Consider the following 26,565-nt stretch of genomic DNA (forward strand, 5'->3'; position numbering starts at 1 on the left):
TAATTCAAGATTTCTGACACAAAAAAATAGCTTCATAAAATCAATGGCTTGCGTGTCTCATAAATTAGTGTCAAAAGTTGCCTATGAAAATAGGCTATTGTCGTGTCTCCACTGATGACCAAAATCCTGACTTGCAGCTTGCCGCATTGAAGCGGGCAGGATGCAAGCGGATATTTACGGACAAGGCAAGCGGCGCAACGGCAGAACGCCAGCGCCTTAAGAAGTGTATCGCCGCTCTAAATCCTGGCGATGTGCTGATTGTTTGGAAGACGGATAGGTTAGCGCGGTCACTTTCTGATCTTATCGCGCTCCTGGATGAGCTGAAGGTGAGGAGGGTGGCGTTCCGTTCGCTCACTGAGTCTATAGACACCACGACCGCCACAGGCCGCGCTATGTGGCAAATGATCGGGGTATTGGCAGAGCTTGAGCGTTCATTGATTAAAGAACGAACGAAGGCGGGCAGGGCGGCGGCAATGGCTCGCGGTATAAAGATGGGGCGGAAAAACCTCCTATCATCCAAACAAGTACAACATGCTCGCAAGCTTATCGACGGTGGTGAATATCCCGACGAGGTAGCGGCGCTGCTCAAGGTGTCGCGGTCAACGCTATACCGGGCAATAAAATAGCTGCTTACTTTTCCGCCTTCGCCTTCTCGATAAAACCTCTATAAACTTGATAACCTCGACCACCATCGTTGTGCGCTTCACCGCGCAGGCTACCTTGGACTCCTCTAGCAGGTCGGCAGGGAGTAGTATGAATTTGCGGCCTGTCTTATTGATCATTCTGTTTTTTCTTGCTGGCATATATTCAGACATTATTTCCCCTCCGCCTTGGCGATGACTGCTTTGCGCAATCTGGCGGCTTCTTCGTAATAACCCTTGCGGCGTGATGCTTCTGGGTCAGCATCGGCAAATTCCTGATACTTCACGCCAGTCGCGTACCGGCGTGAGGGGGTGAAAATCTGGCAAATTAGCCACCAGACAATTCCCTTTCTTTTTTTCCTACTGCCCTAAATCCTTTCCTCTTTCCTCATCACAGCCTCTATTTTTGTGATAACCGGCTCACCCTCTGCCGGTGGGGTGAATTCTCTTTTGTCGTAATCCTGGATGTAGGTACAAACACCCTCACGGATAGCAACGTTAACGGCTTGCAGATTTTTTCCCTCAATTTTGACAACTAAAAAACTAAACGTAAGTATTGTCTCAGTGCCGAAATTGCCATTAAAAACGATATCCAAAAGGTAGTGATATGATGGGGCATGCCACGGCGCTAACAGTGAGCGAATCTCTAGCCGCTCCTGGCTGCGCTCGCCGAGGCCATAAGCAGAATAATGGTGGGGGTCTCCGGCCATCTGGTCAGGCGTTGCGGTCGTACTGATCTGCTTGAATGGTGATTGGCCGAACTTCCTAAATGCGGCGAGGGGGTCTTTTGAATCCTTTGACAATATCGTTTCCTCGCTTTACCTGTCTGGGTCTATATCAATATCTGGGTTTCTCGGATTAAATCGGGACGCTATTTTCTGCAAACCACCTTTAACGTAGTTAATTGTACCATAATAAAGATTTTCAAACATTGCCACTGTTCGATCATATATGGCTATTCCTAGACCGTATTCTCTGATTTCGCCTGTATTTTTTATCTGCTCTTCAAAGTCCTTTACTATCGGGTTATTAAAGGCGCTTTGTGCGGCTTTCTTCTGCTCCGGCCCGGCAAAAGTAGTCTCTGGCTGCGGTGGTGACAAATCCTCATTGGATTTCAAGAAACCTTGCCCTGCGGCCTTCTGTTCCTCCCAGCTAAGCTCATGCTCTGGTTCCACGAGCGGGAAAAATTCCGCTTCAATTTCTGCGGATATTTCCGCGTCAAGGTCTGCCAACTCACTTACAAGCAGGTCAATACCTGCATTATGTGCTTTAGCTTCCCTGTTATCGTCCCCTATCCTGCTCTCCTGCCCTCGCCTTTCCATCGCGGAGGCCTCGACACCCAGATGTTTTTTCGGCTCTCGCATAATACCGCGATCCTCGAAACTGCGATGGTCAACCCGTTCATCCTTGCCAGCGTATTCCAGATATTCATTAATCAGGTTGGCCGCATACTCGCGTATATGCCTGATTTCCTGCGAGCCGGTTTTGCGTTCGTCCAGCACGCGGGTCTTTGCCCCGAAGCCGTTTTCATCAATGCTCCTCGTTGTAAACATGATATGTGCGTGATAGTTCCGGTCATCGCCGTGGCGTGATGGCTCATGCAAGGCAACAGACACGACAACCCCGTACCGCTCAACCAGGTGAAGGGCAAGATCACGCGCAAGCTGCTCGCGGTCGGTAACATCAAGCGAGCCGGGTAACGCAAGTTCACACTCTCGCGCCAGACAGCTATTTTTTCTATTGTCTTTAACCTGCGCCTGGTTCCACAAACTTTCAAGATTATAAGCCCACTCCGGCGCGCCATAGGGGGCCACGATAAACGAGGTTTCCACTCCTCGCCGCCGCGTATAATCGTAAGTTTTGTCGAGCTGGGCATCATGCAGCTTCTCACCACTGCGGTAAGCTGCCGCTGCAATAGCGGTGCGCCCAGTGCTGCGACTCATGACTTTTATGCTGCAATGATACCAGGATGCAATCATAAGCATTCCACTCTATCGATGCGCGGGTCGAGGGGGCACGCTTGCCCCTCGTCGGGTATGAGGGGAGAATACCCCTGATGGGGTACAGGGGCAACGCCCTTGTGCTGGGTCAAGGGGCAGGCACGCACCTTGTTGCAGGTGCGGGGGACAACTCCCCCTGCTGGTGTCCAGAGGCAACGCTTTTGGGCAGGGGTCAAGGGGGCAAGGCACGCCCCCATTGTCGAGGGTTCTCAGGGGCGCGAAGGCCCATGAGGCAGGGTTCAGGGATGCAATCCCGACGCACGCAAACTTTAGTTTGCATAAGTGCGCCCTTGTCGGTCTTGGCAGTGCCGTGTGGCGAGAGTGTTCCATGTTGCCCCTCCTTTTTCCGTAGTATGTTGTATTATATCACCAATGGGAAAAACCAGCATGAATATAGGGCACGGGAAAGAAAATGTAAAATGGCAAATGACAAACTTGAAAAGCTGAAAGCGTAACGAAAGACGCTTGATGCGCGAATAAGACAGGAGGAAGCCCGCGAAAATGCTAAACAGAGAAAGGCAGATACAAGGAGGAAAATTTTAGCAGGCGCGGCTGTGTTAGATGAGGCCGGGAAACGTCCCGAATACAGGGAATATCTTTACAAATTACTTGATAGGTTTTTGAGCAGGCCGGACGACCGGGCGCTATTCGATTTGCCGCCTGTTGCGGAAAAGGGTATCGGGCAGTAGGAAAAGAAGAATGTTGATTGCGCCCATGCTTCGCGCAATAAAAATGCGCCCCCCGATTCCGAGAGGCGCGCACGCTGGCCAAGATGTTTTCAGGGTGAGCTAGTTTGGCTTGTCAGAATGATAAAGCCCCAGAAGAAAGCCGACATTATAGGCAAGGCGCTGCGCTTCGTCGGCCATAAAGTCGCGCATGAATTTCACCAGCTCCATATCCGTATCTGGCCGGGTATCGCGGTAGATTGCTTGCTGACCTGTTCTGAAGCCAGCCTTTACATCGGGATGCTCAATGTCGAATGGCAACTCCAAATTCGTCATTATTTGTTCTCCGGTGGTGTTTTACTATATACGCCATCTTTCGTGCCGTAGAACGTGATACCGATAGAACTGCCGTCAGTGCCGACTATCACATCGGGAATATTGTCATTATTCACGTCACGGGTCTCGAACTGTACCGGCGTATTGTCCGGGGCGCTTTGCAATAAGAAGACCTGACTTTTTTCAGGATGGCCGTTAGGGACATCAAAAACGGTGACATAGCCCCGGTAAACTTCACCGATAAAGTGATGCCCGTGATAATCAAAGTGCGATACATGCATATCGCCGTAGTGCCATTGGGTTTGAAGCCAGTTCCACCACGGAAGTACCACGTTAAGGAGGAACATAAGAAACAGGAGCGTCCCACACATACCTATACCTATGTTCAACAGGCCATTACCCTGCTTGCGCGTTTTTTCCGGCAGGTCTTCAGTATGCGGTAGCTTCTGTGTGCGTTGCTGGGCTGCCACGGGCTTAGGGTGTTGCTTCGGCAATGGGCGGGCGCATATGTTACATCGGCGGATTGCTCTAGTGAATGCGGGCGTGTTTCCCGCACCGGACGATAAACCGGACGATGATACGCCATGTTACACCTGCTTCCCCTGAATAGTGCGGGCTGCCTCCTCGGCGGTGAGCAAGCCGTCAAGGTACTGCTGATTTACAGGTTCTATCAGCGCCGGTTCTTCGTGGCAACCGCAGGTGGGGTCAGAACAGAAAAGCGACGTACCCTTGTGTGCAGGCTCATCTTCCATCGGTATAACGGGAATAAAATTATCAAACGGACCTTTTATACCGTTCATGATATTTGCCTCCGTCAATCGACAGGCGAAGCCCGGACGTGGTATTATTACCAGTAGACTTTACGCCTGTCTGGCAGCAAAGCACGCCCTATAAGGCGCACCTTACCGCCACTGAAAAACAGTAAAAGGATAGGTTGTTTCATATTTGCACTGTGGTTACTTTGGTAGAGTGGAGCACAGTACAAAGAATGTAGAAAAAGTCTCTGAGGAACGCCTTGGCTCTGCGCCTTGGCGTTTCTTGGCATCACCTCCTTTAAGCCTGGATATCAGTCTGCAAGGGCAATCCCTTCAATATCTTTGTAGGTAATTTCCTGCTGTAACCCCCTCGATATGGCGTTCGCAATCTTTCCGGCTGTCGCCTTGTAAATGCGTTTTCCTGCTATCGCGTCACTCAGCGTCCCTACGTCGATACCTGCCTCACGGGCAAGTTTTGCCTTCGACCATCCAAGCTTAACTCTGTAATCTTCAAGATTCATCGGTTAAGCACTCCAAAAAGAAAGATTTATTACCTCTCAAGTATGCCACGGTATTTATGGGAATGTCAATGCTAGTAGTGAGATATCTGGGCATATCATGGAAAGTTAGGGATAAGATATGGTATAGTTTAAGAAGAAATTGGTTCGTTTCTTCAGGAAAGGTGGCAAAAGATGCCAGAAGGCCCAAGAGTATTCAAGCTTCGGCAGGCAGAGACCCGCTCTAACCACTATCGGGATTTGCCGGAAATTGATAAGAAACGCGCAACCGCCGTCCTGGTAAGGCAGTCAAAGAGTGGAGCAGATACTGCAATGGCGGAAAGCCGGGAAACGCAACTGGGATTGCAAGAGTACGCTGTGCTGCTCTATGGCAACGAGGAGCCGCATGTAGAGTTATACGATGAAGGCGCTGGCGTATCTGGACAGAAACGTATTGACCAGCGGGCAGAACTCGACCGTCTCTATCGGGATATGCACAAGGGACTCATAGGAACTATCATACTGGCAAGGGAAGACAGGCTCTTCCGCAATAAGCATATGGATCAGGTCGGCGTCTTTACAAGGCTAGCCGACGAAAAGCGGATTAAGGTTATTGTGCCTCCTATCTCGTCTGCCGCCAGCGATGAAAGAACCCGCGTCTATGACTTTACAGCTTACCGCGATCTGTTTTCCTTTCAGGATAAAATGCGTGAGGCATACGGCTATATCGAAGGGCATGTGAAACACATGCTGCAATGCAAGCAGAATAAGGCGGATAAGGGCGGTTATGACGGGCGGCTCTTGCCTCCTGGACTCGCGGTAAGAGGAAAAAAACAGAATCAATCTATCGTGATTTACGAACCGTGGGCAAAGGAGATGCGAAATCTCGCCTTACGGGCGCAGGCGCTTGACTGGAATATCAGCAAGCTTAATCGGGAAGTCGATAGAATGGCCTATCTTTTCCCTGAGATCCCGGATGAAGATAGGGAAAAATACCTTATCAAAACCTGCATACATCATATTCCCGGAGTAGGCTACAAGCCCCGCTCCGACCAAACATTGAGGGACTTGTTTGTCAACGAGATGTTGATAGGATGGTGGCAACCAGATGAAGACAAGCCGGATGTTATCGTCGATAATCACCCTGCTGTTCTGGACTATGCGCTTTTCGCAGAAGGATATGCGAGACTCAAGGGCTATACGCTGGAGGGCGAGCCTGTTGAAAACTACCGGGGGGTAACGCGCACTCCAAAGACACGAGAAACGCCGCATGATTTACTGTTCCACGGCAGGCTTATCCTCACGCCCATTCCCGGTGAAACGGCATTTATAAGCGCTTATGAGCAAATATATGAAGGGAAGTCCACGCTTAACTATCTGGGATACCGCAAGCCTGCAAATTGCATGACGCGAACCCGGTGGTGCTGCATTCCGGGGAATGATTTTGACGCCATTGTTGTGGATAGGCTGCTCGCGCTGGAAAAAGCCGATATAGAGATGAGAGACAGGGTAAGGGCGACATTGGAGGAGGTATATAACCAACAATCCGAGGATTTTGTCAGCATTCCCCAGCAGGTTCAGGGTATCAAGATGCAACTGGTGGAGAACGCCAAAAAGCGCATGAAAACCAACGTGGATGATCCCATGTACGATATGCTGGAGGAAGAAAAGCGCGACTTGATGGAGCGCCAGCAATCCCTTGAAGCCAAGAAGGAAAAGCTGGGGATGATGGATAGCCCGGAAGAAATCGAAAAATTGCATTCTCTGCTCGGCAATTTTGAAGCTGTGTGGCCTACGTTTGATCTGGATCATAGGCAGAGGACATTCAGCCTGCTAATTAACAGGATAGAAGTGGAAGTGGTTTCACCTCATTGGATACGCCTGTCCATTGACTGGCTAGATGCGGTAAACCCGCGTTTAGACGTAGCGTACATCTGGAAAGCATCGCCTAGCCGTGGTGAAAAATTCAGCGAAAAAGAAAAAGAAATCATCAGGCAGCATTATCCCCGCACGAACTACATGGAAATATTGGAACTACTGCCGGGCAGGACGTGGCAGTCTATCCAGGGGCAAACGGCTTTAATGGGAATCAAGAGGCAGGTGCCCGCTGAACCCGGCGTATGCGTTGGCATATGCTACAAAGATATGGTTCCCAAGCTGGACGGGGAATACCTCTTTAGGGATTACGAAACTACCATAGAGTACATAAAAAAGGCCATCAGCAACACGGCGAAGAGCGCGGCTCCTCTTTATGCGCTCTGGGTGCTCCCGGAAACAATGGATGGACTGGAAGGATTTGTTGCACGATACTTGGGTGGGAAAGACTGCTTGTCCCAGGCGTCATAAACCATGCGCTGGGTATAGGCTGCGTGCTGCCAGCCGTCAACCTGGTAGCCTGAAATGCGTGCCTGGAAAACGAGATCGGGATTGCGTCCAACCGGGTTTAGCGGATCGTATTGGACCGTGCCCAGGCGCTCAAAGACCCCGGCCAGATCGGTTGGACGAAAGTGGTAGCTGGTGAGGAAACGCCGCGCATGCTCGCGTGAGATATGAATTGTCGTCATGGTGTGATCCCACCCTGTCTTAGAAAATGTATCGCCTGTGTTGGCTTAATAGTGCTTGCCTTTGAGTATACCTTCAAAAGCGGGTATAATAAGTCCTGATTGGCTCTATCCCGGCAAAAGATCTTGAGAAAAGGAACAGGCACATGTACTTTCCCACGACACGCGTCCTGACGGTACTCGAATTATTGCAATCGCGTGCGCGCATAAGTGGCCCCGAACTGGCGGAGCGCCTGGAGGTAGATGTGCGCACCATTCGGCGCTATGTCACAATGTTGCAGAGTATGGGCATTCCTGTACAAGGCGGGCGTGGGCGCTACGGCGCATATCATCTCCGCCCAGGTTTCAAGCTTCCTCCATTGATGTTTACTAATGATGAAGCCCTGGCGCTGACGCTGGGACTCTTTGCCGCGCGTAAACTGGGGCTGGCCGAGGCGACGCCCGCGGTTGAAGGGGTCGCGGCTAAAGTTGAGCGTGTCTTACCCCTGGAACTGCGTGGACAGATGCAAGCCCTCCAGAACACCCTGGAATTCCAGAGCCTGAACGCTAAGGGTGTGGCGCGGGCTGAAGTCATCTCTGTCCTCTCAACGGCGGCCCAGCTTGAGCAGAGCGCCTTTTTGAGCTATCAGGCCTTCAAAAGCGAGGTTTCTGAGCGCGAGGTAGACCCATACGGCCTGGTCTATCGCATGGGCTACTGGTACATGGTCGGCTATTGTCATTTGCGTCAAGATCTGCGTAGCTTTCGCCTGGACCGGGTGTTAGAGGCTAGTATGGGCGAGAAGCCCTTTACGCGTCCTTCCGGTTTTAACTGCCTTGAGTATGTCACAAAGGGCATTCCTATGACGCCTGCGCGCTGGTATATCGAAGTTGTGTTGGAGGCGACGTTAGAGGAGGCCCAAAGTATAGTCTCGCCTACCATGGCCCTACTGGAGCAGGTGGCAGGCCAGGAGCGGCAGGTCTTATTTAAGTGCTATGCTGATGACCTCGACTGGATGGCGTATCACCTGGCGGGTTTGTGCTGCCCCTTTATTGTACGTGAGCCACAGGAACTCTGTGACGCGCTTTTCCGCCAGGCTGAGAGAATGCGTGACCTGGCGGAACGGGCGAGCCATCGAGAGCAGATATAACAGGTTGTTAGTGGGATGAGGCCTCTTGCTTGGCCCCGTCCCACTAACAACCTGTTTAAGCCAGTTCTTTTTCTAACTGGTTGATCGATTCGAGGAGCTCGCGCAGGAAGAGCTCTGCATCCGTGACCAGCCCCGCGGCCTGGAAGGTGCCGCGATCCGCCAGTTTGGTCACAACCGCTGGATTGATATCGACAACAACGGTGCGCACACGTGCGGGCAGGAGATTACCCGTGGCGATGGCGTGGAGCATCGAGGCAACCATAATCGTCATATCGACATCCTGGACGACCTCGCGCATATGATGCTGCGCGACCGGCATATCTGTGATGACGCCAGGCATTGGGCCATCATCGCGGATAGAGCCCGCCAGCACCAGGGGGAGGCCGCGTGTCACCGCCTCATAGGTAATGCCCTCGCGCAGCAGGCCAATCTCAATGGCTTTCTCAAGCGAGCCGACGCCGCGCATGGCATTAATGGCGCGCAGGTGGTTACGATGCCCGCCCTCGACCTGCTCACCCGTTTTCAGGTTGACGCCCAGAGACGTACCAAAGAGCGCGGATTCAATGTCGTGCGTAATGATGGCGTTGCCACCAAAGATGGCGTGAATATAGTTGCGACGAATCAGCTCGGCCACATAGCGGCCTGCGCCAGTATGGATTACGGCGGGCCCAAGTACAAAGAGGATCTTGCCGCCCCGTTCACGTATCTCGTGCATCTGGCGCGCGATATTTCTGATAGCCAGGACCTTAGCTCGCTCGGATGAGACATCACTCTGCATAAAGGCAAAGGTCTCATGCCCACGCTCGCGCTCGTAGGGTTGTACGCGAATACCTTTGTGTCCAACGACGACCTGGTCGCCCTTGCTCACCTCGTGCATGGGTTTGCAGTAGGCTCGCTGTTTCTCAGCCTCGACCACCACCACCACGTCCATCTCGATATTCTCTACCAGGACCCACTTGCCACCAATGCGGATCTGCGTGGGCAGATTGGTCGTCGAATAGAAATTGGGTGGCAAGACGCCATCCTGAGTGACCATCTCGGTCTGTGCATCGTGAGCGTCAACTAGAATGGCTCCAAACTGCTGTAGCTCTGAGATAATGAGTTCTAGCGTTTCGGGATCGGGAGCCTCAACCTGGAAACGCGCATAGCTCGACTCTGACTTCTGCTTCCCGATGCTAATTTCCTGGACGGTGAAGTTTCCACCGCGATCCATAATGGTATCCCAGGCGCGTGGAAGCGACCAGGAGTCGATAATATGTCCGCTCAACTCCACTACTTCATGAAATATACCCATAGATATGTTCTCGCTTTTTATAAGGGAAAAACCCTTCTCATCGGACCAATAGATGATTCTGCTGCTAGTGTAGCCCCTCTATAGAAGCCTTGTCAATCAATGGATGAGAAGGGGTTAGACCTGCTTTTTTACATGCTCTACTTACTTATCTCGGCCAATGGGGCAGATTTGTTGAAAGACACAGGCCCGACACTTGCTGGCGCGCTGTGTCTTCAAGGGTGGGGGGTCCTGGGGGCCACGCTGTTCCATGTCTGAGAGCAGGCGGATAACCTTCTTGCGGAGCGCGGGTGTATAGTCGATGGTGAAATCGCGGTCGGCATAGCGCACGATGCCATGCGTGGGGGGAATCTCTGAGTAATCTTCCAGGATCAGGCAGTAGGCAATAAGCTGCATGACGTGGTTGCTATAGGGCTGTGTCACGCCTGAGGCGGTCAGTTTTAGCTCAATGGGAATGAGCCTCCCATCGGGATGCTGCACGATATAATCGGGTTGGCCAATGAGAGGATAGTTGCTGGAGTAGAGCGTCTCTCCCTGCCCATCGATGTTCTCATACACGAGTTCACCAGGCAGGTCCAGCGCCTGTTTGTACTCTTCGTGCAGCCGCTCCTGCTGGCGTACACGCTCATTACGCCAGAGCAGGAGCAGGGCTAACGCGAAAAGTAAGAGTCCCAGACCTCCTGGTAACAGGATGTTCCCCACCAAAATACCCCCTCTTGCTTAGTAACCAAATCACTCAATGCAGAAAGGCCGAAGCAATGATCAGCGCCAGGGCCAGGACGACCAGGGCCACGATGACGAGCATCAGGCGCCGCATGGCATCATTGGAACTGGGCGTCAGGATACGCTCCTCCTTCCGCTCCGCGACCTCTTCCGCATGCTCGCGATGTTGTGCCTTCCCTTCTTCAAAGGCACCTCGACGGAGCAAGAGTTGCTCTATGACCTGGTATTCAGGGAGTGAGGGCGCCTGGGCATCGTGCTCCTCCTCCAGTTCCACCAGGCGCGCGAAAAGCTCATCGTCATTGCCCCGTGCCATGGGATCATAGCGCTCATGCCACCAGGAGAGCGAGCAGTATTCGAAAGAACCGACCTCACTAGCGGTAAAGAGATGCTGTGATTGATGCTGTGGCTTGCGTCGCTGCTGCATAGTCCTGGACTTTCCTAAAACTCTTTACTTTCTATACGCGTGATGGCGTTAAACGGCTATGCCTGCCAGACCCAGGTCTTCCGCGACGGCAGACATGGCCGCGATCACAAAGGCGATATGCTCGTTCAGGTCAACGCCTAGCTCCTCGGCGCCCTTGACCAGGTCCTCGCGGTTCACACCCGCGGCGAAGCCCTTGGTCTTCATCTTTTTGCGCACCGAGGAGACCTCCAGTCCATGGATGCTCTTATCTGGGCGCACCAGGGTCGTGGCTGTGATCATGCCTGTGACCTCGTCGCAGGCATAGAGCGCTTTGGAGAGCAAATCCGTGCGCGGATGCGTCTCAAGATTGAGATCATTGTGGGCCAGGATGGCGTAAATAATGCGTTTGTCGTAGCCAGCATCACCCAGCCAGACGGCGGCGACCTGCGTATGCTGGTGCAGATCGGGATACTCCTCATAGTCGCAGTCGTGGAGGAGTCCCGTTATTCCCCACAACTCTTCGTCCTCACCATAAGAACGCGCATAGGCGCGCATAGCGGCCTCAACCGAGAGCATGTGCCTCTGGAGGCTGATATTCTGGACATGGCTTGTCATCAGTGTATATGCATCTTCTCGTGTCGGCATACTATTCCCTTTACTTCTTCTCCGAAAACCTGAGCGCGGAGCGCTAGTCACGTGAGTGGTGTTGGGTTTCGGAATAAGATCTTACTAGATTGAGCAGAAAAGCGCATTAGCTAACAGTTTGGTCATATTGGTAGTGTATTATAGCATAGCTCTGGCGTAACGCTGCCACCTCGCTATTACCCTTCCCCCTTCCCCCTTTCCATCGGGCTTGTCTGGCTGCTAGAATATAGCAGACCCACCGATTAGATGAGGAGAGAGGAACCTATGATCCATATTGACGCGAAACCTATTGATCTTAAGTTGACCACGCCTTTTCGTATCGCGCGCTCAGTGCAGCATGTCGCCGCGAACGCGGAGGTACAACTAACGTATGGTGAGCATATTGGGTATGGCGAGGCCGCGCCCAGCCGCTACTATGGTGAGAGTGTCGAGACCGTATTGGCTTGTATCTCGCTCTTCGCGGGCAACCTGGGTGATGATCCATTTGTGATCGATGACATTATGAGCCGCCTGGACAAGGTGATTGGTCGTAACCCCGCCGCGAAAGCTGCCGTGAATATGGCGCTCTATGATCTTGTGGGCAAACAGCTGGGGGTGCCGCTCTATAAACTCTTGGGCCTCGATCCGGTACGCACGCCCTATACCTCCTTTACCATTGGTATCGATACGCCTACAGAGATGGCCAAGAAGGCGCTGCTCGCCAAGGACTACCCTATCTTGAAGATCAAGGTTGGTACCAAACAGGACCTGGAGATCATCAAGGCTATCCGCGAGGTCTCTTCCGCGGTCATTCGCGTGGATGCAAATGCTGGCTGGACGCCTAAGGAAGCGATCAAAAATATCAATGCCATTGCGCCCTACAATATTGAATTTGTGGAGCAGCCTGTCCCCGCGCACGATCTGGCAGGCCTCAAGCTGATTCGCGATAATGTGCCCCTGCCCATTATCGCGGACGAGAGCGCCGTGGCCCTGACGGATATTCCTCGCCTGAGCGAGTGCGTCGACGGCATCAATCTGAAGCTGATGAAGAGCAATGGTATCACCCAGATCCTGAAGATGATCCATGTTGCGCGCGCCCACGACTTAAAGATTATGCTTGGCTGTATGATCGAGAGCTCGCTTGCCATTACCGCCGCTGCCCACTTGACACCATTGGTCGACTACGCGGACCTCGATGGCAACCTGCTCGTTGACGACGACCCCTATACCGGCGTCACCGTCGAGCAAGGCAAACTGGTCCTCCCCGAGGGACCCGGCCTCGGCGTCAAGCCCCGCTAAAGTTTCGTATTGAAGATTGAAAGAGGGAGCGTATGAGCGGGTGGTCGCCCGCTCATACGCTCCCTCTTTCAATCTTCAATTTAAGTCATATTGACACATGCATATTCTTAAATTATCATACGATCAAACATGTAAGTATCTCTTACAGGATTGCACTACTCAGGCCGAACCAGGTTTGCATGAGAGAAGCAAAGGAGACGTTATGAACGTAGCCAGGAGAACTCCCGGCAATGAAGAGGGCGATATCCTCGCGCAAGCAAGGCAGCCATTCCCCTCTATTGAGAATATGGCCTCGTACCGCAGAGAATCCGCACGTATCAATGAAGTTCCCTCGCGCTTGCTGAGAGAGCGCATTGTTTTTGTGCCTCCCTTTATCAATGATGAAATCGCTAACTACCTGATTGGCGTCCTACTCTACCTTGAGAGCGACGACGCTTCCAAGGAGATTAGCTTGTATATAAACTGTCATGGCTCCCTGGACGGCAACCTCTACTATGGCCTGGGCATCTATGATACGATGCGCTATCTGAAGCCAGAGATCACGACGGTCTGCCTGGGGGCGGCGCAGGGTGTGGCCGCTGTGCTGCTCGCCGCAGGCACCAAAGGCAAGCGCTTTATCCTGCCGCACTCGCAGGTCGTTCTGCATCAGCCCTTAAGCTCGGTCAAAGGCCAGGCCAGCGACATCGAGATTCGCGCCCGTGAGCTGCTACGCCAGCGCCAGAGTTTGTACGAGATTCTGGCCGAACATACCGGCAAAAGCGTCGGCCAGGTTATGCAGGACGCTGACCGCAGGCGCTACATGACGGCGCAGCAGGCGGTCGAGTATGGCCTGGTCGACGAAGTGATTACACGCGAGGAATTGGCGCAGTAAGCGGAAAGGCAGCAAATATGGTAGAAATCATGGATAGCATTGTGTACCCCCACGATCCCCGGTGGCAGCGCGAGGTGCAGCGCGTGGGTTTGCGCTCGATTCCCTCTATTCGCAATGAGTATCGCGGGGGGCGCGAGGGTAGCTATGGCATTGAAGACCTGCTGTTAAAGGATCGTATCATCTTGATCGGCAAGCCTATCGATGATATGGTGGCTTACCAGACGATCATGCTCCTGCTCTACCTGGAGCACGAGGACTCTTCGCAGGACATCAGCCTGTATCTCAATTCGCCAGGGGGAAGTGTCACGGCGGGCCTGGCCATCTATGACACCATGCAGTATATCAAGCCGGATGTCTCGACGGTCTGCGTGGGCATGGCCATGAGCATGGGTTCAGTCCTGCTCGCGGGAGGCGCGAAGGGAAAGCGCTTCTCTCTCCCCAACTCGACCATTCTGATTCACCAGCCATTGATCTCGGGTGAGATCGCGGGCCAGGCCTCCGACATCGAGATCGAGGCGCGTGAAATTATTCGCACGCGTAGCGAACTCAACGAAATCCTGGCTAAGCATACTGGCCAGTCTGTCGAGCGCATCGCCCAGGACTCGGATCGTGACAACTATATGACGGCGCACCAGGCCGTAGAGTACGGCCTGATAGACGAAGTATTAGAGAATTAATTGAGATAAAAAAAGGCCTGGCTGGCATGTGCAAAGCACATGCCAGCCAGGCCTTTTTTATCTCAACAACCCGTGTTTAGTGAGTGGAGAAGTGCTGCTGGAGAGCATCCATCAGTTTCTCGGCGCCGAAGCGGATGACGTCAGTAGTGGGAAGGCCGGTCTCTTCCTCGGCGGCTTTGATGGCGGCTTGTGCCTCCTCATCGTTCATCCCAACTGTCATCAGTGCCAGGCCCACGACTTTGCACTTGCCATCCTGGCGAATCCAGTCGATAGCATCTTCATTGATGGAAATCAGGCGTTGCAGCGATGGGAGCGGGCAATTCTCATAGCCATCAATGGTTTTTGCGCCCGCCAGGTGGCAGAAGATCATGGCATCTGGCGCGGAGCCGTGGATCAGTCCCAGGGTTACGGGAGAATAACCGGGGTGATTAAGCGCACCCTGTCCCTCGACAAAGACCCAGTCATGCTCCTCGGCCAGTTGGAGTACCTGTTCCTCCACCATGCCCGCCACAAAATCGCTGATGAGGTGGTCGATGGGGAGACCATTGTTGGAGATCATGATGCCGGTCTGGCCTGTTGCCAGGAAGGACCCATTGAGGTCGCGTTGGGCCGCGACGCGTTCGAGTTCCAGGGCCACCGTCATTTTGCCCGCGGAGCAGTCGGAGCCAACCATCAAGACCGTGTGGCTGCCAGGGCGGTGAGGGGTGAATTTGGCCACGCGAGGTTGTCCCTGGGGACGGCGTACATCCCAGATCGTGACGCCCTTCTGTTCTGCCGCCGTGCGCAACTCCTCGTCGTCGGAAATAAAGGTATGCAGGCCGCTGATGATGTTCAGGCCATGCTCTATGGCTGTGGTGAGCTGCCAGCGCCAGCTTGGAGGTAGCGCGCCCCCCACCGGGGCAATGCCGATCATCAGCGCATCTGGCTCATATTGGAGGGCCTCGTTGATATCACGCACCATGGGGATATCCTCGCCCAGGGCGACATTGAGGGCCTGGGCCACATTCTTGCCCGCGTGAGTGCTATCAATCACGGCGACCACTTTGTCCTTGCTATACCGGATGACGCCAGTCGCTGTCTTGGCTCTGTGCAGAGTAAAGGCCGCCTCCGCCAGGATCACAATTCTTCGCATTGTGCAGCTCCTTCTGAAAAATATAAGAATGTCCACTATAATTTCTCCCTTTATATAATGCCAATGTCAATGCCAATGTCAATGCCAATGCCGATTAAGCAGTGCACACTAAAGGGAAACTAACTGGTAGCGCATAGGGAAGGTTGTACGTGTTTAAATGTAAAGGTGATTCCCAAGCAGCCGCAACGTAGTTGAATCCCTGGAAGGATAGATGTTTATGTACGATGAAGAGCAGCAAGATGATCAGGAAGAGCGTTTGAGAGCCAGGACATTTCCACTGAGCAGTACCCAGCTAGCGCTTGATGTCGAAATCATTGTCGCAGGTCATATTTGCCTGGATATTACTCCGGCTCTGTCTGAAGGCGTGGGGGCATTGACTCCCGGTCGATTGGTTGGGGTAGGAAAAGCGGGCCTTGCAGCCGGTGGTCAGATCGCGCATACTGGCCTGGCTTTACATAAACTCGGCGTCAATACGGGCTTGATGGGCAAGGTGGGCGATGACCTCTTTGGGCAGGCGATCTTTCGCCTGTTGTCCTCGTATGATCCCAAGCTGGTAGAGAGTATGGTGGTTGCGACGGGCGAGGAGAGCGCCTATTCGCTTGTGCTGGGTCCTCCCGAGGGGGAATCTGTGGTGCTGCACTCGGCGGGATGCAATACGACCTTTGGCGCGGAAGATGTCCGTTATGAAATACTTTCAAAGATCGCGCTCTTCCACTTTGGCTATCCGTCGATGATGGCGCGGATGTATGAGGATAACGGCGCGGAACTGGCGCAGGTTTTCCAGCGCGTCAAAGCCTCGGGCGTGACAACCTCGCTCGATATGTGTGTGCCTGATCCCAGCGCGCCCGCAGGTCAGGTGAACTGGCGCGAAATTCTGACGCGTACCCTGCCATATGTAGATGTGTTTCTGCCTGGTATTGAAGATCTTCTTTTTATGTTGGATCGCCCTCTCTTTGACAAGCTCTCCTCGAAATCTGGTAAAGGGAGTATGCTCGATAAAATCAAGCCTGATGTGATCTCACAATTGAGCGATACCTTGTTGGAACTTGGCGCGAAAATTGTTGGTATTAAATGTGGACATCGGGGTTTATACCTGCGTACCGCGAATGCGGAGGCGCTGGAGGGCCTGGGACGCGCCCAACCAACCAGCCTGATCAACTGGTCTGAGCGCGAGCTATGGGCACCCTGCTTTGAAACGCAGCTTGTAAGCCCCAGGGGGGCAGGGGACGCAACCATCGCGGGTTTCCTGCTAGGATTACTGCGTGGGATGCAGCCCGTGTCGACCCTGGCGGCGGCCTGTGCCGTAGGGGCCTGTAGCGTCGAGGCACCTGATGCGTCGAGCGGCATCCGAAGCTGGCCTGAGACCCTGGAACGGATCGCCGCGGGGTGGCCACGCCTGCTTCCTAAGGGAAAATCCCGCTCGCCCCTCGATATGCAGAGCTTTAAGTGGCGCTGGCACGAGACGCAAGAGGTGTGGATCGGCCCAGGTGATAGCCATTACGCGTAGCTGATTGGTTTACCTCAATACAGGAGAGCGAAAGAGGCATAACCGCGACAACAGGTTTGGCATATGCTGGTGTCGGGAGGGCTTCAATTGGTTTGCTAAAAGGATGGGCAAGCAGGGGCGAAGAAGGCTGGTAGGAGGGTGTTTGGGCTACCTGGTTGCCCTCTAGACTCTTACAGGCATCCATGCTATCATAAAGTTCATCGCATGGCGTGGATACACGATAAAGGAGTTAACTTTTCATGCAAACCAACCTGTTCCGCTGGTTATTCGAGGATCCCGTTACCGCCGGGTCCAATGGTGGACTTCCCGGGACCGAGCCATTTCATTTTCTCTGGCCCTGGCTTATCTTCTGTATTGCGGGTCTTTTAATCACTTTTTACTACTCAGTAGAGGGTCGCAAGCGTTTTGTGAAGAGCAAGCCCCTGGCGAAGCGTATGCTGGACAACTACCTGGGCTGGTTCGCGGTCATTTGTTTTATCGGGCTACCCCTGATCTTTGCGCGTGTCTACCTCGATGGTTACTTCTTTGCCTGGCGTTTCTGGCGCTATCTCTGGCTTTTGAGCTTGCTGGTCTGGGCTGGCGTCTGGGTGTTCCACCTGGTGAAGCGCTATCCGCAGGAGCGTGCGGGCTATGATGCATACAAGTCACGTCAGCAGTATATGCCCCGAGGAAATAAGCGCAAGGCGGCCTCGCGCTAAGTGCCTATTCTGAAACCTGAGCGCGGAGCGCTAGTCGCGAGAGCGACGTTGGTTTCCGCATAAGAAGTAACCCTTGAAGAGAGCACATTCACAAAGATGAGAACAACAGCGGGCATTCTGCTCGTAGGGGGACGAAGTCGCCGTATGGGGCGCGATAAAGCGCTGCTTCCACTGCATGCGGGTGAGTCACCAGGCCACTTCGCTGTCGAGGCTGAGCAGCAGACCTTTGTCGCGCACCTGACTGCTCTCCTGCGTACGCGCTGTTCGGAGATGATCCTGGTGGCGCGTGATGAGGAGCAGGGTAGGCGTTATGCGCTACCTGGCGTACGCATTGTCGCCGATGTCGAGGCGGATATAGGTCCCTTGATGGGACTCTATAGCGGCCTACAGGCAATAGAGGCCACCCATGCCCTGGTCGCCGCAGTCGATATGCCGTTTGTACAACCGGCTATGCTCGACTACTTGCTTGCTCAGAGGCTTGATGAGGCTATAGTCGTCCCGCGTGTTGAGCAGATCCCACAGGTATTGCTGGCTGTGTATCCACGTGCGCTGCTCCCGCTCATTGAAGAGCGCCTCAGGGCGGGACGGCGTGATCCGCGTTCATTACTGGAGAAAGCGCGTGTGCATTATTTAGAGGAGGCGCAACTGCGGCGCGTTGATCCCGGTTTGCGCTCCTTTGTGAATGTGAATACGCCAGAAGAGTTACAAAAAGCAGGTTTATAATCAGGATAGTGGGTATGGTATGAGTTGGCAGTCTTTGACTGCCAACTCATACCATACCCACTATCCTGATTTAATTATTCTCCTGGGCGCAGACGTTTCCAGCGGCGCTGGGCCAGGTCTTTAAGTTCGTCCTCGAAGCCGCGTTGCTGGAGCCAGGCACGCGTCTCTCCCGTTACGACCACGTCCGTCTCATGTAATTGCTGAATACTGGCGGCCCCGCTCAACTGCATTGCCACTTTGAGTTCGGCGATGAAGCCTTGCAGGAGTTCGCAGACCGGCTCATAGCCCTGACTGGCCGCTTTCAAGAAGGGAAATCCCATGCCCACCAGGGACGCGCCGAGCGAGAGGGCTCGCGCCGCATCCAGGCCATTGCGCACGCCACCGGTAGAGATCAGTGGCAGACGGGCGACACCACATTCGACGACTGCGATAGGGGTTGGAATGCCCCAATCGCGATAGAGTGCCCCGATACGCATGGTTTGCTCATCGCCTCGTGACTGTGAGCGGAAGGCCTCCAGGGCCGACATACTACTCCCGCCCGCGCCCCCAACATCAATAGCCGAGACGCCGCAGGAACGCAGGATAAGGGCCTGCTCACGGTTGACGCCCGCGCCCGTCTCTTTAGCGATGACGGGTAGCTCTAATTGTGGAATAAGCTTGCACAGGGCCTCAACCTCGCCAAAGGCGCGCCGGTCGCCCTCGGGCTGCGCCGCCTCCTGCAAGCTATTCATATGGATCGCAAGCGCGTTAGCGCCAATCATTGCCGTGGCACGCTGCACCTGTTCAATGGTAAAGGGTGCGTGGCGCTCCTGCGCGATCAGTTGGGGTGCGCCAATATTGGCAATCAAGAAGGCGTGGGGAGCCTGTTCACGTGTCACTGCGAAGCTGTCAGAGACCTCGGGATTGACGATAGCGGCGCGCTGGCTGCCCACACCCAGGGCCAGACCGTACTCTTCAGCGGCGCGTGCCAGGTTGCGGTTGATCGTGAGCACATCGGGATGCCCACCGGTAAGCGATGAAATGAAGAGAGGATAGCGCAACCGTTGTCCGAGAAACTCGACCGAGGTATCGACGGCATCTAGATCTACCTCTGGCAAGGCCTGGTGTACCAGGCGGATGTCGCTCCAGTTTGCCTGCTGGGGCGCGGAGACATCCCGCTCCAGGGCGATGTTGACATGTTCAATCTTGCGTTGTTTTACTTCATCGGTCATGCGATCTGCGGTCCTTTCTGCATGGCTGGCTTCCTCAAGAGAGCCACTTCCTTCTTATGCGAAAACCAACGCCGCTCACGCGGCTAGCGCTTCCCCCATTCGGGGACAAGCGCGCTCAGGTTTTCTAATAGGAAGCTTACTCAAGAGCGTGGCGACCCCGGATTCTGGCTATTAAGAGATAGACGAGTGGAAGGCCAAAAATTATGGCAGTCTGATAAGTAGCAATAGGATCTCGACAGGATCTTAACTAAAAGCGGTGAACGCGTAGACGAGTAACGCGGTCGCCATCAGCATAAGGATGGTGATCGAGAAGAGATCGAGACGACGTAGTACGACAGCCCAGAAGAGCCACAAGACATACCAGGGCCAGAACCAGCCAGAAACCAGGATTAAATACCAGAAAATGGTAATCGTCCATCCATTTACTAGTGTATCGATGCTTGCCAGTTGCCCTTCCGGGCCAATTTTACGCGTGAATTGCTCAGGAAGTGGTTGCCTGACAGCCAGGCGTGCATCGCGGATCTCGCCAAACTGGCGCATATAGATCAGCACAAACACAAAGGTGGCTGAGGCGCGTACCGTCAGGTCCGCCGAGGCCACGGGATTGAGATAGGCTGGCATGTGCGAGAGCTGCGCAAACCAGGTGAAGAGGGCGCGTAAGGGCAGGGCCAGGAAGCCTGCCGGTGAATGTACAAAGTGAGCCATATCAATGGCTGAGGTCAAGGCGAAGAAGGTATTAGATCCATTCCAGAGCGGCAGGAAGAGGAGTAGCGTTGGCAGCAGCATGGCTAGAAGGCGCCAGGTAAAGGCGAGCGCTACCTGCCAGGGGGTGCGGGTATGGTCCACGCTAAACCAGGCATAGAGTGGAAGCACCAGGAGCGCGATCAGGTTTGTGCTGACCGCCAGGCCAAAGCAGAGGAGCGCGCCAGCGGCATAGCGTGGTTGCCTTGCACGTAGCAGACACCAGGTACCCAGCAGGAGGAGGAACATACAGAGTCCCTCGTTATGGCCGTTTCCGGCCAGCTCAATCAGGGCCAGGGGATTCCAGGCATAGAGCAATGTACCCACCAGGCGGCGCGAGGGCGCAAGCCGCCCGAGAATGCTCCAGACGAGCAGAATATTAAGCAGATGCGTGAGTAAGGCCAGGCCTTTAAAGAGCAATAAGAGAAACGCCAGCGAGGCGCTTAACTGAGTGATGAGGGCCGAGAGATAAAGCCAGAGAGGGGCATAGGTGCTTGCCTCGTGGCGGCTGGAGAGAATCCAGGGATACGAGGGATCGGAAGGGATCTGGGCGGGCGTGGTCCGAAAGGGATCGAGATGATAGGTGGCTAGCGTCCGCCCGGCGAAGATATAGGTAAAGACATTATCTGAGAAGAGCCGTGGGAGGAGTAATAATGTCAGGCCAAAGAGCAGAGCGCTCCCAAGCAGAAATAGCAGCCAGTGTGAACCCTTCGTATCTATATCTACATGAGCACGTAGACTGCGTAGCGCCAGAACATAGAGCCCATTGAGGAGTAGCAGCGTCGCGCCAAAAAGCAAAGCGGGTAGTTCCACAAACTGGAGCTTCAGGGCTAGCAGACTTGAAGTGAGCCATTGAAAGGGTTGAACCAGCCAGGGGTAGCTGGTTGAAAGTGGAGTTGGACTCAGGTGCAGGGCTGGCAGGGGCGAGATCGCGAGGAGAAAGAGATACAAAAGCTCTGTGGCGATAGCTAGCCAGAGTAGCCCCCAAAGTGAATGACGCGTCTGTGTCTTCACACCAGTTGATGGTGGCGCGAAGGGTGGCAAAAGTTTATTTAACAAACAACATATAACCTCTATTTATTTAAATTGCCCCGGCGGGACAAGATGACCAATCACTATTATATAGCATGCTGCCAGGATAGAAGTAGTAAATAGACGTGTGGCGCGTGGGCGAAGCCCACGCGCCACACGTCTATACTATATTGGCATTTATGCCAGACCTACGCGTTTGAAGGAGGTATCGACATGCTTGGTGTAGAAGTCGGTATTGGTCAACTCCTCTAGCTCGGGGCGGGAGAGGTACTGGGTAACCTCGCTATCGCTGCTCAGGGCATTGAGAAGGGCCGGACCCTGAATGGGACCTGTGCTAGCCATCGCCCAGACCTTCTTGGCGTTGCGCTGAACCATCTTGTAGGCTTCCTGGCGGCCAACACCCTTATCGATGAGGGCTAGCAGGATGCGCTGCGAGAAGACGAGGCCACCCGTCATGCCCAGGTTGGCCAGCATGCGCTCTTCGTCAACCTGCAGGCCATCGATGACATTGGTGAAGATGTGCTGCATATAGTGGAGGATGGTGCAGGCATCTGGAATGATCACGCGCTCCGTCGAGGAATGGCTGATGTCGCGCTCATGCCAGAGGGCCACATTCTCCATCGCCGTCACGGCGTAGCCACGCAGCAGGCGAGCTAGTCCGCAGATGCGCTCACAGAGCTCAGGATTGCGCTTATGGGGCATGGCGGAAGAGCCCTGCTGACCAGAGCCAAAGGGCTCGAAGGCCTCGCTAAGCTCGGTACGCTGCAAGTGGCGAATCTCCTGCGCCATCTTCTCAAGCGAGCCGCCAACCTGTGCCAGGGCGGTAATAAAGTGCGCGTGGCGGTCGCGCTGGACCACCTGGTTAGAGATGGGAGCCACGCCCAGGCCCATCTGCTCGCAGACAAATTCCTCGATGTGTGGTGGAATTGTGGCATGCGTGCCGACTGCTCCCGAGATCTTGCCGACCGAGACCTGCTCAATCGCGGCCGCCAGGCGCTGCTGGTGTCGCTTCAGCTCATCGTACCAGAGGGCCAGTTTCAGACCAAAGGTGAGGGGTTCGGCATGGATACCGTGCGAGCGTCCAGCCATCAGGGTATACTTATACTTCTTCGCCGCCTCACCGACGACCTCAACCAGTTTAGCCAGAGATGCGCTCAAGAGTTCGCCGGCATCTTGCATCTGAGCCGCCAGGCCAGTATCCAGCACATCGGAGGAGGTCATGCCCAGGTGGATAAAGCGACCCTCGGGTCCCAGTTGCTCCTGAATTGAGCGCAGGAACGAGATCACATCGTGATGGGTCTCGCGTTCGATCTCCTTCATCCGCTCCGCGTTATAGCGAGCATTGCGAATCTTGGCGATATCTTCAGCGGGAATGACTCCATCTTTAGCCCAGCCTTCACAGGCGAGCAGTTCAACCTGGAGCCATTTGTCGGTCTTATTCTTATCGGACCAGATAGCAGCCATTTCTGGCAGTGTATAGCGTTCAATCATGGTAGTCTGATATAACCTCAGTTTGTGTTAGTGGGGGGGTGACATTTTCGTCCGCTGTAAGTGTATCACATCACCACTCTGAGCAAAACTCATCCTCGCGCCTGCGACGCTTGGGGTAAGGGTGTGGTGATGTGAGGGCATAGAGGAGTGCCAAAAAGTGTTATCTATGGTAGAATATGAGCGAAAAAGCGTATGGGAGAGGACCAGTACCAAAAGTTTGGCCCCTCTGGACGCACATAAACGCAGGGAATACTGTATGCTCCTATTCTGTTCTCTATAGGGAGAGGGATAGGTTGTTATTGTGGCTGATCGGTGCCATGCATCTTGACGTGGCGAGACCAGACATGTACAATCTTCTCACACGTAGAGATCAGACAAGTATAATCTTCTCCTACGCAAAAAAAACTTATCCGTGAAAGCGGAAGCTCAACTCGAGCAAAGGGGTTTAGTCGTTCCTCTTATGAAAAATGGCTCCCCGTAAGGGGAAAGGGAAAAGAAAGGAGCGGCTTTGTTCCCTCACATGGCGAGCAGCCAGGAGTCTCCACAAGGCCGATTTGGTAGATGAAACAAGGAATCCATCCAAACGTTATTGAAGCCACAGTGAGCTGTGCCTGTGGCAGCACTTTCAAGACCTTGAGCGTTAAGCCCGTCCTCAAAGTTGACGTGTGCTCAAAGTGCCACCCGTTCTTCACTGGTCAGCAGCGTATTCTAGACACCGCTGGCCGTGTGGAGCGCTTCCGCAAGCGCTTTAGCTTGGAAGAAGAAGAATAGGCCTTTTGCTTATGGAAAAGGGATAAAGGAGACCTCCTGGAGGTCCTTTATCCCTTTTTTGCAGTCTGTGAGATGGTTGATACATCCAGTAAGATCTTATTCCGAAACCCAACGTCACTTACGTGCCTAGCGCTCCCCCCATTCGGGGACAAGCGCGCTCAGGGTTTTCGGATCAGAAGTAAGATGGATGCACCGATTTTAGGGGGTGAGTTACCTGGTGAAGCAACGCACCATATTGTTCCTGATCGCGGATACTGGAGCCGGGCATCGTAGTGCTGCCAATGCCATTCATAATGCGATCAAACTTATTTCGCAGCAAGAGCAGGAAGCCTGGCAGGCGCAACAGGTAAACCAGCACACTGATTCAGAAACGACAGGCGCTACCAGCAAGGCTACGAACTCCTTACCCGAACCGACAAACTACCGCGTTGAGATCGTAGATGTCTTTGAAGAGTATAGCCGCTTCCCGCTACGTGAGGCCGTCAAGCTCTATGGCCCAACCATTCGCTATAATCCTAAACTCTTTGGCGATGTCTTTCATTTAAGCAACCAGGAGGGAACGGTCAAGGCCGTTCAAACGCTGGCTACGCCTCTGATCCTCAATGGACTCATGCGCTTGATTACCAGCGTCCAGCCAGATATCATCGTTTCTATTCATCCACTGCTCAACCATGTAACGGTGCATGCCTTACAGGAGTTGGGCCTGAAAATTCCCTTCTTGACCGTGGTCACCGACCTGGTAACGGTCCACTATACCTGGTTTGCCGAAGGGGCCGATGCCTATATTGTGCCCACCGAGGAGGCAAAGCGGCTCTACTTGCAGCGCGGATTGGACCCTAAGCGCTTGCATATGCTTGGCATGCCCATTGATCCCAAATTTACCTTGCCCACCGAGGAGAAAGAGGAGTTACGCAAGCGCTTTAATCTCCAGAATGATCTGCCGACGGTTCTGCTGGTTGGTGGTGGTGATGGTGCAGGCGGCTTACAGGCCGCTGTCAAGGCTATTTCACAGGCGCGTCTCCCCGTACAACTGATGGTGGTGACCGGACGTAACCGTCGTCTCTACGCGCATCTCCAGCGCACGCGTTCAAACTTCCATGTCCAGGCGAAGATCTTTGGTTTTGTGCATAATATGCCGGAGTTGATGCGAGCCGCCGATATTATCGTAACTAAGGCGGGTCCCGGCACGATCTGTGAGGCGCTCTCCTGTGACCTGCCAATCATCCTCAGTGGCTATGTACCCGGGCAGGAAGAGGGCAATGTTGAGTTCGTGCTCCATAATGACCTGGGCGTGCTCGCGCTGGACCCACGCACACTGGTGAACGAGTTGCGCAAACTCATTAAACCTGGTTCCGAGATCCTGCAGAGGCGCCTGGCGAATGCGCGTAACATCAGCCGCGCGCGCGCCTCCTTCGATATCGCGCAATGCATTTTGAGCTACCTTCCCGCGCCCGAGACCGGAAGCATCTGGCAGTCGCGACAGTGGCAGCGGCAGCAACAGCGTCTCTCTGGTCGCCTGCGTTCCTCGATCCGCATTCGACGCCAGGGGGTGCGCGTGCGTCGCCCGGTGATAAGCAAGACGCTACTACGCAATCCAGTGATGCGTCGTTTCGCGCGTACACGTGACATCTCAGAGAACAGCACAACGCTGGATACCTCTCCGAACGAGCGTGCGGTTAAACGCTTCAGAAGGATACGTCGATAGTAACCAGCAGAGGCGTCATTGGTTGACATGAAGACTAATGATCCTTTATATCACTCTTTATATATAACACGCTCTATGGGATGTGCGCCCTATTAAAGGAGATCGTTATGGCCAGGTTTTATTATGGTGGGCAGGCGGTGATTGAAGGGGTCATGATGCGGGGAAAGACGTCTTTCGCGGTCGCGATGCGCAAGGCTGATCAAAGTATCTATGTGTATGAGGAGCCGCTGCCAGAGCGCCTTCGTAGTAAGTTTTTTAGCTTGCCCTTTATGCGTGGCATGTTGCTGCTCTGGGAGACCCTGGTCCTCGGTTCACGCATTATGACGCTTTCGGCCAATGTCGCCTCCGAGGAGCCTGGCACTGAGTCCGATAATCAGGCAACCGCGAAGGCAGAGCAGGTCCCTGCCAATGAAGATCCAACGAAGATGAGTGGATCAATGACCCTCTCGCTGGTTATCTCCATGACCATCGCGGTGGCGATCTTTTTTGTGGGGCCGCTGGTAGTGACGAATCTTCTGGGGCACTGGATCGGCACAGGCTGGCTAAGCCTTATCCTGGAGGGTGTGCTACGCCTGGCACTCTTGATTGGCTATCTCCTCCTGATCGGTCGCGTGCCTGATATTCAGCGCGTTTTCGGCTATCACGGAGCCGAGCACAAGGCAATTAACGCTATGGAACACGGCGACCCGCTGGATGTCGCGCATGTGCGCGCTGCCACGCGTGTGCATACGCGTTGTGGGACCGGTTTCTTGCTGATTGTCGCGGTCCTCTCGATCCTCGTCTTTGCCCTGGTGGTGACGCCCTCGCTGCCGATTAAACTTCTATCGCGTATCGTGCTTGTGCCGATTGTGGCATCCATCGCATACGAATTGATGCGCCTGGGCGCGGCCAACTATCGTTTGCGCCTGGTACGCTGGCTGCTTGCCCCTGGCCTGGCCTTGCAGAGCTTGACAACGCGCGAGCCGGATGATGCAATGATTGAATGCTCGATTGCCGCTCTGCAACGCGTACTAGAAAACGACCAGAAGGCGGAAGCTGGGGCGCAAGAGCCCGCGCCGCTTGTGACGGCCCAGTAAGTTATAAA

27 protein-coding genes are annotated in these 26,565 nt (G+C 54.0%); 12 read left to right on the plus strand and 15 right to left on the minus strand.

The features are described 5' to 3' along the window. Positions 1-83 precede the first annotated feature (83 nt). Positions 84-626: a recombinase family protein gene (locus JMJ16_RS26015; protein ID WP_201386294.1), complete on the plus strand. Its 543-nt coding sequence runs from the start codon at positions 84-86 to the stop codon at positions 624-626. Between the two features lie 383 nt (positions 627-1,009). Here the strand turns inward: JMJ16_RS26015 and JMJ16_RS26020 are convergent, their stop codons facing one another. The 6 genes from JMJ16_RS26020 to JMJ16_RS26045 all read right to left on the minus strand — a co-directional run bounded on the left by JMJ16_RS26020 (position 1,010) and on the right by JMJ16_RS26045 (position 4,918). Then, positions 1,010-1,444, minus strand: a complete 435-nt coding sequence (locus tag JMJ16_RS26020) for a hypothetical protein (protein ID WP_201386296.1) — start codon at positions 1,442-1,444, stop codon at positions 1,010-1,012. 15 nt (positions 1,445-1,459) lie between these two features. Further along, positions 1,460-2,620: a MobQ family relaxase gene (gene mobQ / locus JMJ16_RS26025; RefSeq protein ID WP_201386298.1), complete on the minus strand. Its 1,161-nt coding sequence runs from the start codon at positions 2,618-2,620 to the stop codon at positions 1,460-1,462. 809 nt (positions 2,621-3,429) lie between these two features. After that, positions 3,430-3,642 (minus strand): hypothetical protein, encoded by a 213-nt coding sequence (locus JMJ16_RS26030; RefSeq protein WP_201386300.1) that lies wholly within the window; start codon positions 3,640-3,642, stop codon positions 3,430-3,432. Continuing rightward, positions 3,642-4,112, minus strand: coding sequence for a hypothetical protein (locus JMJ16_RS26035; RefSeq protein ID WP_201386302.1), 471 nt, complete (start codon positions 4,110-4,112; stop codon positions 3,642-3,644). The genes JMJ16_RS26030 and JMJ16_RS26035 overlap by 1 nt, the downstream gene beginning before the upstream one ends. A 117-nt stretch (positions 4,113-4,229) precedes the next feature. Beyond that, complete coding sequence (locus JMJ16_RS26040) at positions 4,230-4,442, minus strand: hypothetical protein (protein ID WP_201386304.1); 213 nt, start codon at positions 4,440-4,442, stop codon at positions 4,230-4,232. Between the two features lie 266 nt (positions 4,443-4,708). Next, positions 4,709-4,918 carry a helix-turn-helix transcriptional regulator gene (locus JMJ16_RS26045; protein WP_201386305.1) on the minus strand — a complete coding sequence of 70 codons (210 nt, stop codon included), beginning with the start codon at positions 4,916-4,918 and terminating at the stop codon, positions 4,709-4,711. Between the two features lie 171 nt (positions 4,919-5,089). On the opposite strand from JMJ16_RS26045, the gene JMJ16_RS26050 reads away from it, so the two are divergent. Beyond that, positions 5,090-7,240 carry a recombinase family protein gene (locus tag JMJ16_RS26050; protein ID WP_201386307.1) on the plus strand — a complete coding sequence of 717 codons (2,151 nt, stop codon included), beginning with the start codon at positions 5,090-5,092 and terminating at the stop codon, positions 7,238-7,240. Here the strand turns inward: JMJ16_RS26050 and JMJ16_RS26055 are convergent. Further along, positions 7,144-7,458 (minus strand): hypothetical protein, encoded by a 315-nt coding sequence (locus tag JMJ16_RS26055; RefSeq protein ID WP_201386308.1) that lies wholly within the window; start codon positions 7,456-7,458, stop codon positions 7,144-7,146. The two genes, JMJ16_RS26050 and JMJ16_RS26055, sit on opposite strands and share 97 nt — an antisense overlap. Positions 7,459-7,601: 143 nt before the next feature. Here JMJ16_RS26055 and JMJ16_RS26060 point away from each other — a divergent pair, with 143 nt between their 5' ends. Then, the gene (locus JMJ16_RS26060; RefSeq protein WP_201370927.1) at positions 7,602-8,582 is read left to right on the plus strand and encodes a YafY family protein; all 981 of its coding nucleotides are present in this window, start codon (positions 7,602-7,604) and stop codon (positions 8,580-8,582) included. Between the two features lie 55 nt (positions 8,583-8,637). On the opposite strand, the gene JMJ16_RS26065 is transcribed toward JMJ16_RS26060, so the two are convergent. From JMJ16_RS26065 to JMJ16_RS26080, 4 genes are all read right to left on the minus strand, one after another. Further along, on the minus strand, positions 8,638-9,876 hold the full coding sequence (locus JMJ16_RS26065) for a TIGR00300 family protein (RefSeq protein ID WP_201386309.1): 1,239 nt from the start codon (positions 9,874-9,876) through the stop codon (positions 8,638-8,640). A 141-nt stretch (positions 9,877-10,017) separates the two neighbouring features. Further along, on the minus strand, positions 10,018-10,575 hold the full coding sequence (cas4, locus tag JMJ16_RS26070; protein WP_236601833.1) for a CRISPR-associated protein Cas4: 558 nt from the start codon (positions 10,573-10,575) through the stop codon (positions 10,018-10,020). Positions 10,576-10,609: 34 nt separating this feature from the next. Further along, positions 10,610-11,020 carry a hypothetical protein gene (locus JMJ16_RS26075; protein WP_201386313.1) on the minus strand — a complete coding sequence of 137 codons (411 nt, stop codon included), beginning with the start codon at positions 11,018-11,020 and terminating at the stop codon, positions 10,610-10,612. Positions 11,021-11,068: 48 nt separating this feature from the next. Continuing rightward, positions 11,069-11,644 (minus strand): HD domain-containing protein, encoded by a 576-nt coding sequence (locus JMJ16_RS26080; RefSeq protein ID WP_201386314.1) that lies wholly within the window; start codon positions 11,642-11,644, stop codon positions 11,069-11,071. 264 nt (positions 11,645-11,908) lie between these two features. On the opposite strand from JMJ16_RS26080, the gene JMJ16_RS26085 reads away from it, so the two are divergent. The 3 genes from JMJ16_RS26085 to JMJ16_RS26095 all read left to right on the plus strand — a co-directional run bounded on the left by JMJ16_RS26085 (position 11,909) and on the right by JMJ16_RS26095 (position 14,470). After that, a complete protein-coding gene (locus tag JMJ16_RS26085) occupies positions 11,909-12,922 on the plus strand; it encodes a dipeptide epimerase (RefSeq protein ID WP_201386315.1) in 1,014 nt (337 codons plus the stop codon). Between the two features lie 202 nt (positions 12,923-13,124). Further along, positions 13,125-13,793, plus strand: coding sequence for an ATP-dependent Clp protease proteolytic subunit (locus tag JMJ16_RS26090; protein ID WP_201386317.1), 669 nt, complete (start codon positions 13,125-13,127; stop codon positions 13,791-13,793). A gap of 17 nt (positions 13,794-13,810) precedes the next feature. Then, complete coding sequence (locus JMJ16_RS26095; RefSeq protein ID WP_201386319.1) at positions 13,811-14,470, plus strand: ATP-dependent Clp protease proteolytic subunit; 660 nt, start codon at positions 13,811-13,813, stop codon at positions 14,468-14,470. 76 nt (positions 14,471-14,546) lie between these two features. On the opposite strand, the gene JMJ16_RS26100 is transcribed toward JMJ16_RS26095, so the two are convergent. Further along, a complete protein-coding gene (locus tag JMJ16_RS26100) occupies positions 14,547-15,602 on the minus strand; it encodes a DUF1611 domain-containing protein (RefSeq protein ID WP_201386322.1) in 1,056 nt (351 codons plus the stop codon). Between the two features lie 217 nt (positions 15,603-15,819). On the opposite strand from JMJ16_RS26100, the gene JMJ16_RS26105 reads away from it, so the two are divergent. The 3 genes from JMJ16_RS26105 to JMJ16_RS26115 all read left to right on the plus strand — a co-directional run bounded on the left by JMJ16_RS26105 (position 15,820) and on the right by JMJ16_RS26115 (position 18,530). Beyond that, on the plus strand, positions 15,820-17,109 hold the full coding sequence (locus JMJ16_RS26105; RefSeq protein ID WP_201386324.1) for a carbohydrate kinase family protein: 1,290 nt from the start codon (positions 15,820-15,822) through the stop codon (positions 17,107-17,109). A gap of 239 nt (positions 17,110-17,348) precedes the next feature. Beyond that, positions 17,349-17,807 carry a hypothetical protein gene (locus tag JMJ16_RS26110; protein ID WP_007907502.1) on the plus strand — a complete coding sequence of 153 codons (459 nt, stop codon included), beginning with the start codon at positions 17,349-17,351 and terminating at the stop codon, positions 17,805-17,807. Positions 17,808-17,903: 96 nt separating this feature from the next. After that, complete coding sequence (locus JMJ16_RS26115) at positions 17,904-18,530, plus strand: molybdenum cofactor guanylyltransferase (RefSeq protein ID WP_201386326.1); 627 nt, start codon at positions 17,904-17,906, stop codon at positions 18,528-18,530. Between the two features lie 74 nt (positions 18,531-18,604). Here JMJ16_RS26115 and fni read toward each other — a convergent pair whose 3' ends face one another. From fni to purB, 3 genes are all read right to left on the minus strand, one after another. Then, positions 18,605-19,741, minus strand: a complete 1,137-nt coding sequence (gene fni / locus JMJ16_RS26120; protein ID WP_201386327.1) for a type 2 isopentenyl-diphosphate Delta-isomerase — start codon at positions 19,739-19,741, stop codon at positions 18,605-18,607. Positions 19,742-19,984: 243 nt separating this feature from the next. Continuing rightward, entirely contained in the window at positions 19,985-21,541 is a 1,557-nt protein-coding gene (locus JMJ16_RS26125) for a hypothetical protein (protein ID WP_201386329.1), read from the minus strand. 150 nt (positions 21,542-21,691) lie between these two features. Continuing rightward, positions 21,692-23,005, minus strand: coding sequence for an adenylosuccinate lyase (gene purB, locus JMJ16_RS26130; protein ID WP_201386331.1), 1,314 nt, complete (start codon positions 23,003-23,005; stop codon positions 21,692-21,694). A gap of 561 nt (positions 23,006-23,566) precedes the next feature. Here purB and rpmE point away from each other — a divergent pair. The 3 genes from rpmE (at position 23,567) to JMJ16_RS26145 (ending at position 26,557) form a co-directional block, all read left to right on the plus strand. Then, positions 23,567-23,776, plus strand: coding sequence for a 50S ribosomal protein L31 (gene rpmE, locus JMJ16_RS26135; RefSeq protein WP_201370942.1), 210 nt, complete (start codon positions 23,567-23,569; stop codon positions 23,774-23,776). Between the two features lie 217 nt (positions 23,777-23,993). After that, positions 23,994-25,481, plus strand: coding sequence for a glycosyltransferase (locus JMJ16_RS26140; RefSeq protein ID WP_201386333.1), 1,488 nt, complete (start codon positions 23,994-23,996; stop codon positions 25,479-25,481). 107 nt (positions 25,482-25,588) lie between these two features. After that, positions 25,589-26,557: a DUF1385 domain-containing protein gene (locus JMJ16_RS26145; RefSeq protein WP_201386335.1), complete on the plus strand. Its 969-nt coding sequence runs from the start codon at positions 25,589-25,591 to the stop codon at positions 26,555-26,557. Positions 26,558-26,565: the final 8 nt, after the last annotated feature.

This window comes from Ktedonobacter sp. SOSP1-52 (assembly GCF_016587395.1).

Coding starts and splice junctions, on each gene's coding strand:
- JMJ16_RS26050 (WP_201386307.1), top strand. CDS start 5,090: ATGCCAGAAGGCCCAAGAGTATTCAAGCTTCGGCAGGCAGAGACCCGC.
- JMJ16_RS26100 (WP_201386322.1), bottom strand. CDS start 15,602: ATGCGAAGAATTGTGATCCTGGCGGAGGCGGCCTTTACTCTGCACAGA.
- JMJ16_RS26065 (WP_201386309.1), bottom strand. CDS start 9,876: ATGGGTATATTTCATGAAGTAGTGGAGTTGAGCGGACATATTATCGAC.
- JMJ16_RS26090 (WP_201386317.1), top strand. CDS start 13,125: ATGAACGTAGCCAGGAGAACTCCCGGCAATGAAGAGGGCGATATCCTC.
- purB (WP_201386331.1), bottom strand. CDS start 23,005: ATGATTGAACGCTATACACTGCCAGAAATGGCTGCTATCTGGTCCGAT.
- JMJ16_RS26045 (WP_201386305.1), bottom strand. CDS start 4,918: ATGAATCTTGAAGATTACAGAGTTAAGCTTGGATGGTCGAAGGCAAAA.
- JMJ16_RS26085 (WP_201386315.1), top strand. CDS start 11,909: ATGATCCATATTGACGCGAAACCTATTGATCTTAAGTTGACCACGCCT.
- JMJ16_RS26105 (WP_201386324.1), top strand. CDS start 15,820: ATGTACGATGAAGAGCAGCAAGATGATCAGGAAGAGCGTTTGAGAGCC.
- JMJ16_RS26145 (WP_201386335.1), top strand. CDS start 25,589: ATGGCCAGGTTTTATTATGGTGGGCAGGCGGTGATTGAAGGGGTCATG.
- JMJ16_RS26015 (WP_201386294.1), top strand. CDS start 84: ATGAAAATAGGCTATTGTCGTGTCTCCACTGATGACCAAAATCCTGAC.
- JMJ16_RS26030 (WP_201386300.1), bottom strand. CDS start 3,642: ATGACGAATTTGGAGTTGCCATTCGACATTGAGCATCCCGATGTAAAG.
- JMJ16_RS26110 (WP_007907502.1), top strand. CDS start 17,349: ATGCAAACCAACCTGTTCCGCTGGTTATTCGAGGATCCCGTTACCGCC.
- fni (WP_201386327.1), bottom strand. CDS start 19,741: ATGACCGATGAAGTAAAACAACGCAAGATTGAACATGTCAACATCGCC.
- JMJ16_RS26055 (WP_201386308.1), bottom strand. CDS start 7,458: ATGACGACAATTCATATCTCACGCGAGCATGCGCGGCGTTTCCTCACC.
- JMJ16_RS26095 (WP_201386319.1), top strand. CDS start 13,811: ATGGTAGAAATCATGGATAGCATTGTGTACCCCCACGATCCCCGGTGG.
- JMJ16_RS26040 (WP_201386304.1), bottom strand. CDS start 4,442: ATGAACGGTATAAAAGGTCCGTTTGATAATTTTATTCCCGTTATACCG.
- JMJ16_RS26075 (WP_201386313.1), bottom strand. CDS start 11,020: ATGCAGCAGCGACGCAAGCCACAGCATCAATCACAGCATCTCTTTACC.
- JMJ16_RS26060 (WP_201370927.1), top strand. CDS start 7,602: ATGTACTTTCCCACGACACGCGTCCTGACGGTACTCGAATTATTGCAA.
- JMJ16_RS26115 (WP_201386326.1), top strand. CDS start 17,904: ATGAGAACAACAGCGGGCATTCTGCTCGTAGGGGGACGAAGTCGCCGT.
- mobQ (WP_201386298.1), bottom strand. CDS start 2,620: ATGATTGCATCCTGGTATCATTGCAGCATAAAAGTCATGAGTCGCAGC.
- JMJ16_RS26080 (WP_201386314.1), bottom strand. CDS start 11,644: ATGCCGACACGAGAAGATGCATATACACTGATGACAAGCCATGTCCAG.
- rpmE (WP_201370942.1), top strand. CDS start 23,567: ATGAAACAAGGAATCCATCCAAACGTTATTGAAGCCACAGTGAGCTGT.